Origin of the sequence: Haloechinothrix alba, from assembly GCF_900188115.1 — a bacterium.
Lineage (GTDB): Bacteria > Actinomycetota > Actinomycetes > Mycobacteriales > Pseudonocardiaceae > Haloechinothrix > Haloechinothrix alba.
The window spans coordinates 126,341-144,885 of the sequence record NZ_FZNW01000008.1; the positions used below are offsets into that span (position 1 = coordinate 126,341).

The 18,545-nt window shown below is 69.1% G+C and carries 14 protein-coding genes and 4 tRNA genes; 6 read left to right on the plus strand and 12 right to left on the minus strand.

Going from position 1 to position 18,545, the window contains the following annotated elements; genetic code table 11:
* Positions 1-7: 7 nt before the first annotated feature.
* The 5 genes from CHB84_RS09505 to CHB84_RS09525 all read right to left on the minus strand — a co-directional run bounded on the left by CHB84_RS09505 (position 8) and on the right by CHB84_RS09525 (position 6,187).
* Positions 8-685, minus strand: a complete 678-nt coding sequence (locus CHB84_RS09505; protein ID WP_089301173.1) for an O-methyltransferase — start codon at positions 683-685, stop codon at positions 8-10.
* Positions 686-696: 11 nt separating this feature from the next.
* The gene (locus CHB84_RS09510; RefSeq protein ID WP_089301174.1) at positions 697-1,305 is read right to left on the minus strand and encodes an HIT family protein; all 609 of its coding nucleotides are present in this window, start codon (positions 1,303-1,305) and stop codon (positions 697-699) included.
* Complete coding sequence (gene thrS, locus CHB84_RS09515; RefSeq protein WP_245818643.1) at positions 1,302-3,344, minus strand: threonine--tRNA ligase; 2,043 nt, start codon at positions 3,342-3,344, stop codon at positions 1,302-1,304. The genes CHB84_RS09510 and thrS overlap by 4 nt, the downstream gene beginning before the upstream one ends.
* A 130-nt stretch (positions 3,345-3,474) precedes the next feature.
* Complete coding sequence (locus CHB84_RS09520) at positions 3,475-4,716, minus strand: MATE family efflux transporter (protein WP_141134632.1); 1,242 nt, start codon at positions 4,714-4,716, stop codon at positions 3,475-3,477.
* The gene (locus CHB84_RS09525) at positions 4,703-6,187 is read right to left on the minus strand and encodes a P-loop NTPase family protein (protein ID WP_089301175.1); all 1,485 of its coding nucleotides are present in this window, start codon (positions 6,185-6,187) and stop codon (positions 4,703-4,705) included. The genes CHB84_RS09520 and CHB84_RS09525 overlap by 14 nt, the downstream gene beginning before the upstream one ends.
* 299 nt (positions 6,188-6,486) lie before the next feature.
* On the opposite strand from CHB84_RS09525, the gene CHB84_RS09530 reads away from it, so the two are divergent.
* Genes CHB84_RS09530 through CHB84_RS09540 form a run of 3 tightly spaced genes read left to right on the plus strand, consistent with a single transcriptional unit; the run spans position 6,487 to position 9,519 of the window.
* Entirely contained in the window at positions 6,487-7,254 is a 768-nt protein-coding gene (locus CHB84_RS09530) for a CDP-alcohol phosphatidyltransferase family protein (protein WP_089301176.1), read from the plus strand.
* The gene (locus CHB84_RS09535; RefSeq protein WP_089301177.1) at positions 7,251-7,700 is read left to right on the plus strand and encodes an FAD synthase family protein; all 450 of its coding nucleotides are present in this window, start codon (positions 7,251-7,253) and stop codon (positions 7,698-7,700) included. Before CHB84_RS09530 ends, CHB84_RS09535 begins: the two co-directional genes overlap by 4 nt.
* Position 7,701: 1 nt before the next feature.
* On the plus strand, positions 7,702-9,519 hold the full coding sequence (locus CHB84_RS09540; RefSeq protein WP_245818644.1) for a right-handed parallel beta-helix repeat-containing protein: 1,818 nt from the start codon (positions 7,702-7,704) through the stop codon (positions 9,517-9,519).
* A gap of 31 nt (positions 9,520-9,550) precedes the next feature.
* Here CHB84_RS09540 and CHB84_RS09545 read toward each other — a convergent pair whose 3' ends face one another.
* Together CHB84_RS09545 and CHB84_RS09550 are read right to left on the minus strand one after the other, a co-directional pair.
* Complete coding sequence (locus tag CHB84_RS09545; RefSeq protein ID WP_089301178.1) at positions 9,551-11,221, minus strand: PQQ-binding-like beta-propeller repeat protein; 1,671 nt, start codon at positions 11,219-11,221, stop codon at positions 9,551-9,553.
* A gap of 56 nt (positions 11,222-11,277) precedes the next feature.
* Positions 11,278-12,417, minus strand: a complete 1,140-nt coding sequence (locus tag CHB84_RS09550) for a DUF1972 domain-containing protein (protein ID WP_089301252.1) — start codon at positions 12,415-12,417, stop codon at positions 11,278-11,280.
* A gap of 528 nt (positions 12,418-12,945) precedes the next feature.
* Here CHB84_RS09550 and CHB84_RS09555 point away from each other — a divergent pair.
* Positions 12,946-14,157, plus strand: a complete 1,212-nt coding sequence (locus tag CHB84_RS09555; RefSeq protein ID WP_089301179.1) for an O-antigen ligase family protein — start codon at positions 12,946-12,948, stop codon at positions 14,155-14,157.
* Between the two features lie 18 nt (positions 14,158-14,175).
* Positions 14,176-15,330 carry a glycosyltransferase family 4 protein gene (locus CHB84_RS09560; RefSeq protein WP_245818645.1) on the plus strand — a complete coding sequence of 385 codons (1,155 nt, stop codon included), beginning with the start codon at positions 14,176-14,178 and terminating at the stop codon, positions 15,328-15,330.
* 7 nt (positions 15,331-15,337) lie between these two features.
* Here the strand turns inward: CHB84_RS09560 and CHB84_RS09565 are convergent, their stop codons facing one another.
* From CHB84_RS09565 to CHB84_RS09585, 5 genes are all read right to left on the minus strand, one after another.
* On the minus strand, positions 15,338-16,807 hold the full coding sequence (locus CHB84_RS09565; protein WP_089301253.1) for a sugar transferase: 1,470 nt from the start codon (positions 16,805-16,807) through the stop codon (positions 15,338-15,340).
* Positions 16,808-17,300: 493 nt separating this feature from the next.
* Positions 17,301-17,375: transfer RNA gene (locus CHB84_RS09570), tRNA-Val, on the minus strand.
* A gap of 1 nt (position 17,376) precedes the next feature.
* Positions 17,377-17,448 (minus strand) — tRNA-Cys (locus CHB84_RS09575).
* Positions 17,449-17,513: 65 nt separating this feature from the next.
* Positions 17,514-17,586, minus strand: a tRNA-Gly gene (locus tag CHB84_RS09580).
* A gap of 104 nt (positions 17,587-17,690) precedes the next feature.
* Positions 17,691-18,116 carry an SsgA family sporulation/cell division regulator gene (locus CHB84_RS09585; protein WP_089301181.1) on the minus strand — a complete coding sequence of 142 codons (426 nt, stop codon included), beginning with the start codon at positions 18,114-18,116 and terminating at the stop codon, positions 17,691-17,693.
* Positions 18,117-18,453: 337 nt separating this feature from the next.
* On the opposite strand from CHB84_RS09585, the gene CHB84_RS09590 reads away from it, so the two are divergent.
* Positions 18,454-18,528, plus strand: a tRNA-Val gene (locus CHB84_RS09590).
* Positions 18,529-18,545 lie beyond the last annotated feature (17 nt).

Genomic DNA, 18,545 nt, shown 5'->3' on the forward strand with positions numbered 1-18,545 from the left:
CGACACCTCACGCGGACTTGGCGTCGACCACCGCCAGGGCGAAACCGTCGTACCCCTTGCTCCCCACCGTCTGCAGCACGGTGGCCGTCAGCCGCGGCTCGGCCGCGATCAGTTCGTTCATCGCGCGCACACCACGCACCGTGGGGTCGTCGCTGTCCGAGTCGAGCACAGCACCGCCCCGGACGACGTTGTCGACGACGATCACCGCCCCCGAACGCGCCAGCCGAAGCGCCCAGGTCACGTACTCGGGAATGCTCGGCTTGTCCGCATCGATGAAGACGAGGTCGAACGGGCCGGCACCCTCGACCTCCAGTTGCGGGAGCGTCTCGAGGGCATTGCCCACCCTGATGTCGACCCGGGATCCGAGGCCCGCGGCGACGACGTTGGACTCGGCGACGGCCGCATGTGTCGGGTCCACCTCGAGGGTGACCAACGTCCCGTCGGCGGGCAACGCCCTGCCGAGCCAGATCGTGCTGTAACCCCCCAGCGTGCCGATCTCCAGGATCTTGCCGGCTCCCTGGATCGTCGCCAGCAGGTTCAGGAACTGCCCTTGAGCCGCTGACACGCTGATCGGCGGAAGGCCGGCGTCCTCGCACGCCTGCAGCGCCTCGGCCAGGTTCTCGTCTCGCCCGATGAGCAGGTCGGCGACGTACTCATCGACGTCGGTCCAGGCTGTGCTACTCACAGAGCCCGACGCTACACCGACTTCCACGCGTCCGCGAGCAGGATCCTGGTGTCGGACAGCAACTGCGGTAGCACTTTGGTGTGGCCGATGACCGGCATGAAATTGGAGTCACCGCCCCACCGTGGCACCAGGTGCTGGTGCAGGTGCGCCGCGATGCCCGCACCTGCGATGACCCCCTGGTTCATCCCGATGTTGAAGCCGTGCGCCCCCGACACCGACCGGATCACCCGCATCGCCCGTTGGGTGAACTCGGCGACCTCGACGGTCTCGTCCCCGGTCAGCTCGGTGTAGTCGGCAACGTGCCGGTAAGGCAGCACCATCAGGTGCCCCGGGTTGTACGGGTACAGGTTCAGCACCGCATACACCGCATCGCCGCGCGCGATGATCAGCGCTTCCTCGTCATCGAGGTCGATCAGGCGGCAGAACGGGCAGCCATGCGGCTGGTCGTCCTCGGCCTTGTTCTCGCCCTTGATGTAGGCCAGCCGGTGCGGCGTCCACAGCCGTTGCAGCGCGTCGTCGACGCCGACGCCGTCCTGTTCGACGAGTTCGGACTCGTCACCCACCGAACCACCGCCTCGGCACGTCCCATCGCCCGCGTGCTCGCGGCCCGCGTCCGTCATCCGTGCTGCTCCGCGCTCCTGCTGACAGCCTCCCCGAAGCTGTCGGCCGCCGGTGCCGCGTTCTCCTTACGCTCCACCCAATCCACGATGGCATGAACGGCCGAGGGCACCGAAACCCCGTTGATCTGACTGCCGTCCCTGAACCGGAAGGACACCGCGCCCGCCTCGACGTCGTTGCCCCCGGCAAGCAGCATGAACGGCACCTTGTCGGTGGTGTGGTTGCGGATCTTCTTCTGCATACGGTCGTCGCCGGTGTCGACCTCCGCCCGGAGACCGTGCGCACGCAGCTGGTTACGCACATCGAGCAGGTGCGGTATGTGCTCCTCGGCGATCGGGATTCCCATCACCTGTACCGGAGCCAGCCATGCGGGGAACGCCCCGGCGTAGTGCTCGGTAAGTACCCCGAAGAACCGCTCGATCGAGCCGAACAGCGCACGATGGATCATCACGGGCTGCTGCCGTGAACCGTCGTGCGCGGTGTACTGCAGGTCGAACCGCTTGGGCTGCTGGAAGTCGACCTGGATCGTGGACATCTGCCACGTACGGCCGATGGCATCGGTGGCCTGCACCGAGATCTTCGGGCCGTAGTAGGCCGCGCCACCCGGATCCGGCACCAGCGCGAGCCCGGACGTCTCGGCGGCCTCGCGCAGCGCCTCGGTCGCTTCCTCCCACTCGGCGTACTCGCCGATGAACTTCGGGGAGTCGTCGCGTGTGGACAGTTCGAGATAGAAGTCCTCGAGCCCGAAGTCCCGCAGCAGATCCAGCACGAAGGTCAGCAGGTTGCGCAGCTCATCCTGCATCTGCTCCTTGGCGCAGTAGATGTGCGCATCGTCCTGTGTCATACCGCGCACCCTGGTCAGCCCGTGCACCACACCGGACTTCTCGTAGCGGTACACCGAGCCGAACTCGAACAGGCGAAGCGGCAGCTCCCGGTACGACCGCCCGCGGGAGCGGAAGATCAGGTTGTGCATGGGGCAGTTCATCGCCTTGAGGTAGTAGTTCACCCCGTCCAGTTCCATCGGGGGGAACATCCCGTCGGCGAAGGACTGCAGGTGGCCGGAGGTCTCGAACAGGTCCGCCTTGGTGATGTGCGGGGAGTAGACGAACTCGTACCCGGCTTCGTCGTGTTTACGCCGCGAGTAGTCCTCCATGGCGCGCCGCACCACACCGCCCTTGGGGTGGAACACGGCCAGGCCGGAGCCGATCTCCTCGGGGAAGCTGAACAGGTCCAGTTCACCACCGAGTTTGCGGTGGTCGCGCCGTTCGGCCTCGGCGAGCATCTCCAGGTAGTGGTCCAGAGCCTCCTGGGACTCCCATGCGGTCCCGTACACCCGCTGCAACTGCCTGTTGCTGTCGTCGCCACGCCAGTACGCGGCGGCCACCCGGGTCAGCCGGAACGCGGGAATGTGCTTGGTCGTCGGAACGTGCGGCCCGCGGCAGAGATCGCCCCACTTCACCTCCCCGCTCCGCGGGTCGACGTTGTCGTAGATCGTCAGCTCACCGCCACCGACCTCCATGACCTCGGAGGTGTCCACGTCCCCCTTGTCGTCCACGAGCTCCAGCTTGAACGGCTCATCGGCCAGCTCACGCTTGGCCTCGTCCACCGAGTCCACCACGCGCCGGGAGAACCGCTGGGACGACTTGATGATCTGCTTCATGCGCTTCTCGAGCGCGCGCAGATCCTCCGGGGTGAACGGGGTGTCGACGGCGAAGTCGTAGTAGAAGCCGTCCCGCACGGGCGGTCCGACGCCGAGCTTGGCATCGGGGAACTGCTCCTGCACGGCCTGGGCCAGCACGTGCGCGCAGGAGTGCCGGATGACACTCCTGCCGTCCTCGCTGCAGGCGGTGACCGGCTCCACCTCGGAGTCGACCGTGGGCGCCCAGGACAGGTCGCGCAGCGACCCGTCCTCGTCGCGCACCACGACGACGGCGTCGGACCCCTTACCGGGCAGCCCGGCCTCGTGCACGGCTGTCCCCGCGCTGGTGCCAGCAGGAACCTTCACGCGTGGCACGGGCACGGACTCGGACAGTTCGTTCACTTCGGGCTCCCTGACGACGATGGCACGACTACAGCACCGCGCTCCGGCGGGCGGAGCCGATTTTACCTGCGCGGACTCGGCGGTACGCTGCGGGTTTACCGAGCAGCCCCGGGTGACCCGCCTGCCGGGGTCACGAGGTGCGGCGTGTGTCGTGCGCCAGCCGCCGCACACGCCAGACGGCGTACACCCCGCCGAGCGCCATCGCCCACGGCACAGCCGTCACACCCCGGCCCGTAGCCAGCAGTACCGCCACGAGCAGCAACCCGATCAGCGCATCGACGAGCCTGGCGGTGAATACCGCGCGGGAGTGCCGCCGAGCGACCACCTCGGTGACGTAGGGCAGGCCCGCTCCCCACACCGTCAGGTATACGACCCAGCCGAGCACCAGCAACGGGTCGACCGCGGTCCCGGTCAGCAACGCGCCGACCGGTCCGGACAGCGCGACGAGCACACCTCCCGCGCCGAGCGTTCCGACGCTCAGTATCCACACGAAGCGGGTGGTCAGGCGCCCGGTACGGGCCATACCCTCGCTTTCGGCCGAGGCGAACCTCGGCAGCAGGTAGCTGCCCGCGCCGTTGATCACCACCTGCAGCGGCGCCACCACAAGGCGCGCAGCCTCCAGCATGCCGACCGCTGCCAACGACAGCAGGTTCGCCACCAGCACGCGTGCAGCGAGCAGTGCTGCGGGCCGGAGGCCGGCCTGCGCCGAACGCCACGCGGCGAACGAGGCAACCCGACGCAGGCCACCCGTAGCGGGCCGTAATCCGCTCCGCTCCCGGCGCGGCAGGCGCGCCAACCCGGTGGCCACCGCGCCGATCGCGCCGACGGCCATCGCGGTGAACAGCGCGAGCAGCCCGACACCGGCCAGCCACCGGAACACCCCGAGCGTGGCGAGTGTGCCGAGCAGGTACACGCAGTCGTTGCCGACCAGCTCACCGAACTGCAGCCGTGCGATCAGCAGCCTGCGAACCGACTCCTTGCACAGCCAGCACGCGAGCATCGCCGGGTAGGCGATCACGAGCGCGGCGTCGCCCCCGCTCACCACCAGCGCCGCACCGGCCGCGGTGGCCCCGCACAGCAGTATCGCGGCCAGCGCACTGGTGGCCAGTGCCGAGCGTGTCCGCGGGTCGTGGCGGTCGAGTACCGCCAAGCTGTCGCCGACATAGCCTGTGTAAACGGCTGCCGCGCTCACCAGCAGGGCGAGGAACAACGCGAACGCGCCGAACTCGGCGAGTCCCAGCGATCGCGCGGCGATGACCTGGAGCAGCAGGCTCGTCCCCGCGGTGAGCCCCTGGGCGACGACCGGAGCGCCGATCCTCGCGGAGAGCCGGCCCACCCGGTGCAGGCCGGCCCCGAGGTCACCGCCCGCCATGCCGCTGTGACGGGTTCGCGAAGGTGAAGACGTACCCGGCGATCGAACCGCCGATCATCTGTATCTGGTCGCGCAGCCGCAACAGCTCATCGGTCGAACTACCGTGCCTGACGGTGATCACCACACCGTCGGCCTCGCGCAGCAGCGGGGTGGACTCCGGCGCGACGTCCGGGGCGGACGTGTCGACCAGCACCATGTCGTAGCCGGAACGGAGGCGCTCGGCCAGCGCACGCAGCTGACCGGCACGGAAGAACTCGGACGCGCCCTCCGCGTAGTGGCCGGCGGGAATCACCCAGTACCCGATGCCGTATCCCAGGTTGACCGGGCGCACGACCTCGCGGACATCGGTCAGTCCTGCCGCGACATCGGTCAGCCCACCGTGCTCGATCCCGTCGAGCCGCAGGGTGGCCGACAGGTCACGGCTACGCAGCGCGGCGTCGACCACGAGCACCCGCAGTCCCGCGCGTGCGGCCGCGTTGGCCAGTTGCATCGTCGTCGTCGTGCTCCCGGAGTCCGGCAGCCCGGTGACCGTGAGCACCCCGCGCTGCACCACCTGCTGCACGCTGGCCAGCGTCAACCGGTAGGCCTTCGCCGGTTGCAGCTTCGGGTCGAGCAACGCTCTCCCGTCGTCGGGTCCACGCCGCTCGATCTCGCCGAGGACGGGCCCCTCCACGACTGCCGCCACGCTCGCCTGGTCGGTCAACCGGCGGTCCCGGTCCGCGCGCACCCATGCCACCGCGGTCGCGAGCACCACACCGAGGGCGAGCCCGATGGCGCCGTCCCGCGGCACCGTCATCGGCATCGTCTCGGCTCCGGGGTCGGGCGCGTGCACGAACGCCACCCCGTCGCCGAGCTCGTTCCCGGCCAGCCGGATCTCGGTGGCCTGGCGGTCCAGCTCGCTGAGCGTCTGCGCGGCTGCCGTGGTATTGGCCTCCACGCGGCTGCCTGCTACCTCGTCGGGCAGCGCCTCCTCAACCGCGTCCCGGCGTTCGGCGATCGTTTCGAGGGCAGCACTGACACGTTCCTCGAGCTGCTCACCCGACAGCTCCCGGTACGCGGCGACCACGGCGTCGGCGAGCCGCACCGCGTCCTCGTGCGATGCCCCCTCGACCTCGACGACGACGGACTCCCCTGTGTCGGATTCCCTGGCGGTCACCACCCGCCGCAACTCCCGCAACGACCGACGGTCGGCCAGCTCCTCCCTGGCGACACCGAGCACCCCGTCCGAGGTCATCAGCAGGGCCTGCTGGTTGACGTAGCGGCTGAACGCCGACTCGCTCGAGGCGTCGACGCCCAGCAACCCCGTTTCGTCAGGCGGGTTGAGCACCACGCGCGACTGCACCGTGCTCGCGCTGCCCACCAGCAACGCGACGAGCACGCTGACCAGGACACAGCCGAGGACGATCGCCGCCGAGCTCCAGCGATACCGCCACAGCGAGTCCAGCACGCGGGGACTCGACTGGTCATCCATGTCTCGCGCTCCGATGCTCGGCACAGCCGGATCCGTTCTCACCCGTGGAGCCTGCCACCGACGTCGAGCCTGCCCGCGCCCGCTTGATCGACCGCGGCCGGACGTGCCGGCAGGCGCGCGGGTCCGGGCTGCTACGCGCGGTGACAGATTCCCAGGCCGTAACGAATCATGCCGTCCACACGACAAGGTGAGCAACGGGCAATACTCTCGTGGGGGGTCAAAACACCATTCACGCGGGTGGCGTGCGTCATACTCCGGCACGCTGATCCGCCCGCGGGACCGAGTACGTACGGGGCGGGATGACGAACGCGACGACACCCGATTTCACTACGGCGCTGGCACGACTGCGTGACGCGCAGAAGAGCACCAAGGGGGCGCCTGCCTACTCTCGCTTCATCAACCGCGAAGCGGGCCGCGTGCTCGCGGCCGCCGCGTTCACAGCCAACCTGACGCCCAACCGGGTCACCGCCATCAGCGCCGTGTTCACGTTCGGCGGGATCGGTCTCATCGCGACGGCACCTCCGACCCCGCTACTCGGTCTGGCCGTGGCCGCGGCCCTCGTGCTCGGTTACGCGCTCGATGCCGCCGACGGGCAGCTCGCGCGGCTGCGCGGTGGCGGCACGCCCGAGGGGGAATGGCTCGACCATGTCGTGGACAGCATCAAGATATCCGCACTGCACCTCGCCGTGCTCATCGCGCTGTACCGGCACTTCGACGTCACGACGGAGTTCCTGCTCGTCCCGCTGGGATTCCATCTCGTAGCCGCCGTCATGTTCTTCACGATGATCCTCAACGAGCAGCTGCGGCGCCGCCACACGACGCCGGACCGGGTGGCGGCCGAGACCGGATCGTCGCCCGTTCGCTCGCTCCTCGTCCTGCCCACCGACTACGGCGTTCTGTGCCTGCTCTTCGTCACTCTCGGGTTCGCCCGGGTGTTCCCCATCGGCTACGCGGCGTTGTTCGTCGCCAATGCCGCCTTCCTGGCCGCCGCACTCGTGAAGTGGTACAAGGACGTCTCCGCGCTCGGACGAGCCGGCACGGCACCGGAGGGCAGGTACACCTCATGAGCATCATCGGATATGCCCCCGGCGCCTACGACCTGTTCCACATCGGGCACCTCAACCTGCTCCGGCACGCCAGCGAGCACTGCGACCACCTCGTCGCGGGCGTGGTCACCGATGACGTGCTGGAGGCCGCCAAGGCACAGCGACCGGTGATCCCGCTCCAGGAGCGCATCGAGATCGTACGCAACATCCGCTATGTCGACGAGGCTGTCGCCGACCCGTACGTCGACAAGTTCGAGTCGTGGCGCCGATACCGCTTCGATGTCCTGTTCAAGGGCGACGACTGGCGCGGCACACCAGCCGGCCTGCGACTCGAGGGCCTGTTGAGCGAGGTCGGTGCTCGCGTGGTGTACTTCCCGTACACAGTGCACACCTCGAGCAGTGCCCTCCGGAGGTTCATCACCATGTCCGGTTCGCACTCCGGTCCGCACCGAGAGACCGGCGGCTGACATGCCCGGAGGCCGCTCTCTGACGCGCGCCCTGCATACCCGCTCGGGCATCCGGTACCTGGCACTGCTCATCCTGCTCGTATCGCTGGCTGCCGTGCTCGTCCTGCAGATGTCCAACGGCTCACCCGTACGGTCCGGCACCGAGCCGGCAGGCGAGCGCTACCAGGAACCGCCACTGGCGGGAACCGACGCCCCGGTGCCCGACGGCGCGCTGCTGGTGGCCACCGACGGCGCCGACGACAACCCGGGCACTGCCGACGCGCCACTGCGCACGCTCGGCGCGGCGATCGACCGTGCCGAGCCTGGGGCCACGATCGTCCTGCGCGACGGTGTCTACCGCGAGTCGGTCGGCATGGTCCGCAAGAGGCTGACGATCCGCGCCTACCCCGGCGAGCGGGTCTGGTTCCGCGGCAGCACCCCGGTGGACGACTGGACCGGCAACGGGCAGTACTGGGAACACACCGGCTGGGTGCCGGACTTCTGCCGCGACTGCTTCGTTCCGGAGATCATCGATCCGGAGCATCCCCTCGCCGGCCGGCCCGACATGGTGTTCGTCAACGGTGCGCCGTTGCGGCAGGTCTCCGGGCGCGACGAGGTGGAGCCCGGCACGTTCTTCGTGGACACCGACGACCCCGCCGTGGTGATCGGCGACGACCCCACCGGCAAGCTCGTGGAGGTCGCCACGCACGACCACCTGCTGCAGTTCGACGGACCCGGGGCAGCCGGTAGCACCATCCTCGGCATCGGTGTCGCCCAGTACGCCTCGCGCCAGGACTACGGGGCGCGCTCGGCGATGGTCGTCGTCAACGCCCCGGATGTCACCGTCGACTCCGCTGCCTTCGTCTCGTCGGCCTCCACCGGCCTCGCGGTGTTCCAGCCCGGTGCCATCGTCACAGGAACCCGGCTCGGTGACAACGGCCTCGTAGGACTGCTCGCCAACCGAGCGGACGGCCTCGTGATGACCGGCAACACCGTGACCGGTAACAACCTGCGGCGGTTCACGCTCAGCGGCGAGGCCATCGGCGCCGCGGGAACCAAGATCACCCGGACCGCACGCCCGCACATCGCGCGGAACACGTTCACCGGCAACCTCGCAACGGGGTGGTGGTGCGATCTCGGCTGCACCGACGCCACCGTCGTACACAACGTATCCGCCGACAACCTCCGGCACGGGTTGTACTACGAGGTCTCGTCCCGCGCACTGATCGCGTCCAACGCCCTGGAAGGCAACGGCGGGGCGGGGTTGAAGATATCCAGCTCCGACGACATCGGCGTGTATCACAACACGTTCGCAGGCAACGAGCTGAGCACGGGAATCTACAATGACCCGCGCAGCCCCGAGTCCGATCCGTACAGTGCCGGGCTCGGCCTGACGTGGGTCACCGAGAACGTGCGCCTGGTCAACAACTACATCACCCAGCGCGTCGACGATCGCCCGATCATCGACGCGGTCGACGGCAAGGACGACCCCGCAGGCAACCCGCCGTTCGTTTCCGAAGCCGACGGGAACGCCTACCTCTGGTCCTCTTCGGACGAGCCCGGCCACCTGCTGACCCTCGTCATGGGCGACGGCGAACGGAGCGACTTCACCTCGCTCGCCGAGCTGCGCGAGACGACCGGCTTCGAACGTTCCGGTTCCGAGCACGAGCTCGCCGCATCGCTGCTGTCCCCGTTCGTCGATCCCGGCAACGGCGACTTCAGCCTCCGCGCGGACGCGCCCGGGCGGCGCGCGGGCGTGCCGATCCCGCACGACGTTGCCGCCGAGCTCGGCATCGCCGGCGGGGACACCCCCGTCATCGGTGTACTGCCCCGTCCGTAGCGGCCTGCCGTTCGCGGCGCCGGCACGCCGGTCACAGCGTGGAGCTCGGCGAGCGCAGCACCTGACCGTCGTCGTCGACGACCCTGATCCAGTAGGTGCCGGACCGCGCGCCCCTGTCCACGAACCGTTGTTCCGGCCGGTCCCACGGACGCGACTCGACGGTGACCTCGTGGATCGGTTCGTCGGTGCCCTCGCGCATCACCTGGTACGTCATCTCGCCGTTCTGCGCGTTCCACGTGGCGTCCCAGCGGATGACCGGGCTGCCCAAGATCGGGAACGTCCGGCTCAACCGCGGTGCGCGGAACGGGAACTGCGGGCCGTTGTCGACCGCGCCGTCGACTCCGCGGGCCCCGAACCGGGTCAGGGACTGCTGTGGCCTGCTGTCCCTTGAATGCGTGTTCACCCCGGTGAACTCCCCACCGACGACCACATACCGCCCGTCGGTGTCGATCGCCCAGGTGCCTTGCTGGAAGTAGCTGTCGGAGGGTCCGCTGTCGGTGTTGGGAAACCACGGCAACACCTCCGGAACGGGGTCACCCTCCTCAACGTGGTTGTGATCATGCTCTGCCGTGCCGCGCGCATCCGCGGTCTGCGCGAGGAGCCGGAAGTAGCGGAAGTCCGCACCCTCCTCCGGCACGGCGCCGCTGGCCGCGCAGTCGTGGGCGTGCGAGACGCTGTAGAGCACACCGTCCGCGACAGCCGCACCGAAGCTGTCCCCGTAACAGCCGTCCCACCAGTGGGCCTTTCCGGTGGCGATGTCCGCGGCCATGCGCCCTTCGAACCGTACGCTGCCGCTGCCGAAGTCGAAGGCGCTCAACCATGCTGTACCGGAACCGTCGGTGACGATGTCCGTGACGGCCTCTCCCCCGCCGGGCACCTCGGCCTCCCACGGAACGAGACTGCCCTCCGTCGCGTCGACCGCCGTCATCCCCTGCCGGTCGGCGCCGTTGACCGTGCCGAACCGGCCACCGAGTACGACACGGTTCAGCTCCGGGACCGCCAGCACCGACCAGACTTCCCGGTCCGCACGGGGCGACCACTCGAGAAGCTCGCCGCCGGTGTCCACAGCGGCCAGCCTTGCGCGCTCGTGACCGCCCACGGCGCCGAAATCACCCCCGAAGTACACGGTGTCGGCTGTGGCCGACACCGATCGCACGCGGCCGTCGGCAGCCGGGTCGAACGGCTGGAGGTTCCCACCCGCTGTGTCGAACGCGGCCACCCTGGACCGCCACTGCCCGTCGATCCTGTCGAAGTCACCGCCCACGTACAGCGTCTCCCCCGACGGGCCGGCCTCGATGTCGAAGACCGAGTCGCACACCCACCGGTCCTCACCTGTACCGGTGCACCAGGCGGCGAGCTCGTCGTTCGACGAGCTGAACTCCGTTCCGTCGACCTCGGGGGACCAGTCCAGCAACTGGCCGGTGTGCAGGTCGAACGCCAGCAGGTTGTGCCGCTCCACCTCGCCGGGGCCACCCGGTTCCTCGCCGTAGGGTCGGGCCGTGTCGAATCGCCCGCCCGCGTACACCGTGTCGCCGACGATCGTGATCGCGAATACGGTCCCGTCGGTCTGCGGCGCGGGCATGGCTCCGGCCGTCACCGGTTCGGGCGGCTGGTCGGGCTCGGCCACCGAGGGGACCGTTACCACCATCGCGCAGGCGAGCGACGCGGTCAGCACCGTGACCGCCCACCGTGTCACACGCATCTGTCGTCTACCTCTCTTCCTGTCCCGGTGCGGCCCGCACCGGCGTGTTCCCCGGGTCACGCTCCCCACCGGGACTCGGACCTCGAGTGCCTCGCCAGTCGCCCCGCCAGCGTCTCGTAGGCCCCGGCGACCTCGTCCCAGTCGTAGCGAGCGGCCTCAGCGCGCAGTGCCCGACCACGCTCGGCGATCACCGCGGGATCGGCGGCCTCCGTCCGCGTGCACAGCCGTGCCAGCTCGTCAGGCGCGGCGAAGTACTGCCCCCGTTGCCCCAGCACCTCCCGGTTGAATCCGACGTCGTAGGCGAGGGTGACCGTGCCCGCTCCGATCGCGCGGAGCAACGAAGGGTTCGTGCCGCCGACGGAGTGCCCGTGTATGTAGGTCAGGGCATTGGCATAGAGCTCGTCGAGCAGCTCCTGGTCCCATACTCCTCCGAGGAACCGGACGCTCTCGTCCCCGGCCGCCAGCCGGGTGAGGCGCGCGACGTACTCGCCGGCGTAGGGCGCCGAGCCGACCACAACCAGTGGGAACCGGCAGCCGCCTGCCCGGTACCCCTCGACGGCCAGGTGCACATGGTTCTCCGGCTCGAAGCGTGCGACCACCAGATGGTACTCACCCGCCCGGAGCCCGTACTCGGCCAGCCGTGAACTGCCGACACCGTCCAGGACGGGAGCACCGTAGGCGATGTACTCGCTCGACGCGCCGAAGCGGTCCATATAGTACTCTTGGATGCCGCGCGCGTCGGCTATCAACGCATCCGACCATCGCACGGCCAGCGACTCCGCGAGCCGGTAGTACCGGCGGCCTGCGCGCCCCCACTTTCCGCGTTTCCACTCCAGGCCGTCCACGTGGGTGGCGACCGGAACCCGGCACGCACGGAGTACGGGCAGCAGCGGCGCGTTCGCCGCGTTGAACACGAACGCGGCGTCCGGTCCACGACGCGCGCTGTGCGCCGTCGACAACGCCGTATGGCTCAACGTCTCCAGCGCCTTGTGCCGCACGGCAGGTAGGTGAACCAGGTGCATTCCCAGGTAGTCGCCGTCCCGAGCCGCCGTGCATCCAGGGGAGGCGGAACCGCGGCAGTACACCGTGACCTCGTGTCCGGCAGAGGCCAGGCGGCGCCCCACTTCCTCCACGCACGTCTCGAAGCCCCCGTATCGCGCGGGTACGCCGCGCGTGCCGATCATCGCGATCCGCATCAACGAACCCGAACGGTACCGCGCCGGTGGTGCTCGCAGCGCATCCGCACGCGCCGGTCCGGACCGTGCGGATGGCCTCCCGCCCGTCGACGTGCCTGTCGCCGCATCGCCGGTTCGATTCTCACGTTCCTCCCCTGCCTGCTCCCCGCATGCTCCCCGCATGCACAGCCGGATCACCTCGCACGCAGCCACCTGCGCACCGTTTCGGACAACGCACCCTGTATGTCACGTTCCGCCAGGGATGTACGCCGAAGCCGCGACATCGTTACCCGAATACGAGCAAACTGGGCGAAACGGCGTAGCGCGCTGCTCCCAACGGACCCGACCGCAGGCATGCGTGCGTCGCAGAACCCACTGTGATTCGGCGGTCGCGGCTCGGGCGCGTGTCACAGCACTACCCGGTAGGCTGGGCGAGCCGGACGACGAGGACGAGGGATGCTGCTACCCCGAAACCCACGAGGCGACGCACGCGCCTCCGCAACACGACCGACCGGCCGGGGGTCGCACTCCGTACCGTGGTGGCCGTCGATGTGCGTGCTCGCCGTGATCGTCGTGAGCGAGTTCCAGTTTCGCGTCCGCGACGAGGACGAGGCGGTCTCCGGCAGACCCGACCTGTTCGTCCTGCTGGAAGTCGCCACCTACGCCTGCGTCGGCGCGTTCGTTCTGCTCCGTTTCCGGCCACGACCCCGGCGGCGCAGACCGGACGACGGGCTGCCCGCGTACGCGCTCGGGTACGGCTTCGGCTGCGTCCTCGTCCTGTCCGCCGTGTACTCGCCCTACCTGTCGCTGGCCGTGGTGCGCGCGGGCCAGGTAATCGTGGTCCTCGTCCTGTTCACCGCGCTCCTGCGGTACGCAGGGCCCGCAGCGTTGCACCGTGTCGCGCACGCCTACTGCGTGCTCCTGACGGCCGCCGTGCTCTTCGGTGTCCTGGTGCCGTTCCCCCGCACCACCCAGCCGGAACGGTTCACCTGGCTGCACGTTCATCCGGTCCAGGCAGGCGAGATGCTGGGGATCGCCGTGGTGCTGCTGATCGCCTACCTGGTCACGCACCGCCTGGATCGCGCGGGACCTCGTTGGCCCCTTCCCGTCTACCTGGCGTTGCTCACGCCCTGCGCCGGTGGGCTCGTCGCCACCCACACCAGGGGTGCGGTGTTCGGGGCCGTGGTGGGAACGGCGGTGGTGGTGTGGACGAGGTGGCGCGGCAGCCGCAAGGTGGAGGTCGGCGCCCTCGGCGCGGTCGTGCTCGGCCTCGTCGCGCTGACCAGCTGGCACGCCATCGGGGAGTTCGTCACACGCGGTGAGTCGGCCGAGCGGTTGTCGACCCTCAACGCCAGGACGGAACTGTGGTCCCTTGCCATGGAGCAGGTCGCCCGCCATCCGCTGTACGGTTCCGGTCTGGCTGCCTCGCGTGGCGTCTTCCTGGAGGCCATGGGACTCGGGGGTGGCCACAACGCGCTGGTGAACCTGCTGGTCGACACGGGGCTGGTCGGCGGGATCATCTGGCTCGCGCTGCTCGTGACGATCGGGATCGCCGCCGCCCGCCTCATCGGTTCCACCGGCACCGTCCGCGTCGACGGCGTCATCGTGCTGTCTGTACTGTGCGGCATGGTGGCGAACTCGGTATTCACCGAGGAGCTGGGAACGCCGGCGAACGCGGCGTTCACGTGGCTGTACCTGCTGCTCGCCTGGGTCCTTGTCGCGCGTGGCACAGCCGGTCATCGGGAGCGTCCGGTCCTGTAGTCACACTGGGGAGGTTCGTTGAGCAGCACAGGCAAGGTTGCCCTCATGGTGCACCCCTCGGCGGAGCTGTACGGCTCCGATCGTATGTTCGCCGAGTCGGTCGTGGCCCTTGCGGAGCGAGGCTGGCGAGTGGTCGCCGCGCTGCCGGAGGACGGCCCCCTTGCCGGGCTGCTTCGCGAGCACGCGGACGTGGTGCGCTGCCCCACCGCCGTCCTGCGCAAGTCCGCGCTGCGACCGGCAGGCCTGTTTCGGCTCATCGTGGACTCGGTGCGCGCCATCCCGCGGATGCTCGGGCTGCTCAAGGACAGCAGGCCGGACGTGGTGTACGTCAACACGCTTACTGTTCCACAGTGGATACTCATGGCCCGGATGTTTCGCAAGCCTGTCATCGCCCACGTGCACGAGGCCGAGGACGAGGTCGCCGCGCCGGTCCGCGTCGCGCTGGCCGCGCCGCTGCTGGCCGCGCACACGGTCGTGGTCAACAGCACCGCGACACGGCAATCGGTCACCGCTGCGCTGCCCAGGCTGGCGCGCACGAGCAGGCTGCTCTACAACGGTGTCGCCGGCCCCGGGCACGTTGTACGGCTTCCCGCGCACGTCCCGGATCCGGTCGGCCTGGTTCTCGTCGGGCGGTTGTCGCCGCGCAAGGGCACCGACGTCGCCGTGGAGGCCGTGGCCGAGCTGCTACGGGACGGCCACGACGTCACCCTCGACCTGGTCGGTTCGGCCTTCACCGGCTACGAGTGGTTCGAGAAGCAGGTTCGTTCCCGGGTCGATGAGCTCGAACTGACCGGAAGGGTCTCGCTACGCGGCTTCACCGAGGATGTCTGGCAGGCCTACGCGCGGGCGGACATCGCCCTGGTTCCCTCCCGGGTGGAGCCGTTCGGCAACACGGCCGTCGAGGCCCAACTGGCAGGCGTCCCCGTCGTGGTCACCGACACCCAGGGCCTGCCGGAGACGGTCGCGCACGGCACCTACGGTTCGGTCGTACCGCGCGACGATCCCCGTGCGCTCGCGGACGCGATAGCTGCCATGCTCGACGACTGGCCGCACACCCGCCGCATCGCCGAGCGAGCGCGAACGGCCGCGCTGGAACGTTTCGCACCGGCCACCTACCGCGCCGGGCTCGCCGGAATCGCAGCGGACCTGCTCGTCCCCGACCGCGAACGGTGACGACGCCCTAGTAGGCACCCTTGCCGTGCAGCACGGCCCGCGCCGTCTTCCACAGGATCATCAGGTCCAACGCGGGCGACCAGTCGTCCACGTACCGCAGGTCCAGCCGCACGGCCTCCTGCCAGGACAGGTCACTGCGGCCGCTCACCTGCCACAGACCCGTCATCCCGGGTTTGACGAGGAGCCGTCGCCCAACCACAGGGCCGTACGCCTGGGTTTCCTCCGGTAACGCCGGTCGTGGCCCCACAAGGGACATGCTCCCGCCGAGGACGTTGAGCAGCTGGGGGAGCTCGTCGAGGGAGAAGCGCCGCAGCACGGCGCCTGCACGGGTGACACGGGGATCGCCCCGGAGCTTGAACAGCGGGCCGTCCGAGTCGTTCTCACGCGCGGCAAGGGCGGCCCACTCGGCATCGGCACCGGTTCGCATGGTGCGGAACTTCCAGATCGTGAACATCGCGCCGTCCCGCTTCACCCTGCGTTGACGGTAGAAGACGGGCCCGCCGTCGTCGAGCTTGACGGCCACCGCTATCGCGAGCATGAGTGGCGCGGCCAGCATCAGCAACGCGGCGGCGCCCACCCGGTCGGCGACCTCCTTGAACAGCCGTCCCGCACCGGTGAAGGCGGGCTGCGTGACACGCAGCATCGGCAGTCCGAGGATTCCGGTGACGTTGAGCCGCGTGCCGCCGACATCCATCAAGGTCGGTGCCACCGCCAGCTCGGCAGGCGTGCCTTCCAGGTTCCACGCGAGATGCTGCAACCGGTCGGAGGTCCAGTACGCCGCGGGTGCCACGGCCACGACCCGGTAGCCTCCGTTGCGTACATGGTCGGTCAGCGTGTCGTAGCCACCGATGACCGGGACGCCGTCGATCTCCCCGACATCGCGCTCCCGGTCCTGTGCGACGACGCACGCGGCCTCGACCCGCCATCCGACGTGCGGGTGCTCGCGAGTCCGTGCGATCAGCTCGCGCACGCTGGCCACGTCGCCCGCCGCCAGCACCGGCAGCAGGCACGCGCCCGATCGCCGTGCCCGGTGCAGCAGTTGCCGCAGCACGTATCGGGAGACCAGGAGCAGCACACCCATCGTGGGAACGACCACGAAGACCCACGGCCGTACGTCCGTATCGGGAAGGAACGTTCCGATGAGCGCGATCACCACGGCAGCGGTGCAGGTACCCACGATGACTGCCCGGTACTCCTCGACCCCTTCATCGAGCACGGACTCGGCCCACGCACGGCGGGCCGGTAGCGCCGTCAGCATCGCCAACACCGCCACGACAGCCATCTCCGGGCGCATCGTCTGCCACGCCCCGAATGCAGCGCCGACCGCGCACACGGCACCGAGAGCGAGTACCAGCAGTACGTCACCGGCGACCACCGTCGCCCGGTACCGTCGCTCCCAGTCCAGCCCGGGCCCCTTGCCGCGCCTGCTGCCATGAGCCAGGTCGACGGGTGCCGGGTCATGGACGGTATCGGGCATCGAACCGGTAGCCGCTGCCCCCTGCTGGTCCCGCACGCGCTCTCCCTCGGATACCGGCGCTCAGCGCGGTGAACCGGCCCGAACCGCAGCGCACAGCCACCTCGCCACGGCGGGTACGTTCACTGAGCGTGTTATCTATACCCGGACTGTCCCCCGACGAGGATCTTCGATCCCTCTATCGGGTCATTCTTAGCGTAGACTTTGCCTGCTATCAACCGCTTCTTCGGAATCGTCACTCTCGTGGTCCAGCGGATGGGGTGACGTGGCAGGCGGCATGCGCGCTCGCTACATTCCGCGTGATCCACGGGTGGTGACGGAGCGGCGCGGCAGCCGTCTACAAAGGATGCATTCCTACCGGGCAGGCGGCATGTCCCCGCGTCGTTCCCGAGCAGGCAGGCCCGGCAGGGGCGGGATCATCTGCTCGGGTTCGATCCGGGGCTGCCCCGAGACAGCAGTCAGCCCCCTGCCGTTGCTGGTCAGGGGGCTGGACGGATGGTGCGCGATGCTGGGTTTGAACCAGCGACCTCTACCGTGTCAAGGTAGCGCTCTCCCGCTGAGCTAATCGCGCGAGGCGGAGGCGGGAATCGAACCCGCGTACAGGGCTTTGCAGGCCCTTGCCTGAGCCACTCGGCCACTCCGCCGGGTAATCCCGACCTCCTGTGAGGCTATCGCAGGAAGGGAGTCCCCGAGTGGAGGACCCCATCCGAGCGGACGACGGGATTCGAACCCGCGACCCTCACCTTGGCAAGGTGATGCGCTACCAGCTGCGCTACGTCCGCATCTCGCCAGCGCCGGACCGAACCCGGCCCTGCGCGGTGACGCAGGAAGTACTCTATAAGACCCTTGATCGGCTTCGACAACCGGGGGGACACATCCGGTGTGATCAGGCCCGGTCGTTGGGCATGAGGTGGGTCAACGCCTCGTCGACATCCACCCACAGGTGCTCGTTCCCCGGAAGCACCACATCGTAGGTCCGGTCGAGGAAGTCGGCGAGCTCCTGCGCCGAGGCCTCGAACACCGCGTGCCCCGAAGGCGAGTTCAGCTCCACCAGCACCGACTCGGGCTCTTCGAGGGACGGCCGGATGCGGACATCCCCGTTCCCCGCCTCGGCGAGCAACCCGTCCGCGACGAGGTCGCGTGCGAAGACCCATTCCACCCAGCCCGCGCGGCCGGTGCGGAACGCCGCGACCACCGCGTACGGGTCACGGGTGTCATACCGCAACTCGACCTTGACCGGAACCGCCGGTGTTTGCGGTGCCAGCAGATCGAACACCGCGGCCGAGCGAAGCGTTACGTGGTCGTTGCGCATCGTTCTACCCTTCTTCTCCCTCCCCGGCACCGTTACGCCGGCCGAGCTTCACCCGTGGGACGGCCACGGCCGCCTGTTCGCTCGCGATTGCCACCCAGATCACCCGATCGAGTTTCAGCGCGCCTGATGTTACTGGGTACATACTGCTCTTTGAAACCGCCATGCGACAGCAATGTCCCGCGAATGTCTTAAGCGAGTTCGATCACGTCAGGGGTACGGTAACCCTATGACTAGGCGTTTGTTCACTCCGTGGCCGGCTGCTCGCGAACCGTGAGCACGCCGTCCGACCCGTCTGAGAGGCCCGGCGACGACTATTGTAGAGTTCTTCCTGCATCCGGCGCGATTAGCTCAGCGGGAGAGCGCTTCGTTCACACCGAAGAGGTCGCTGGTTCGAACCCAGCATCGCGCACCACCACGCCGGCGTGTCAG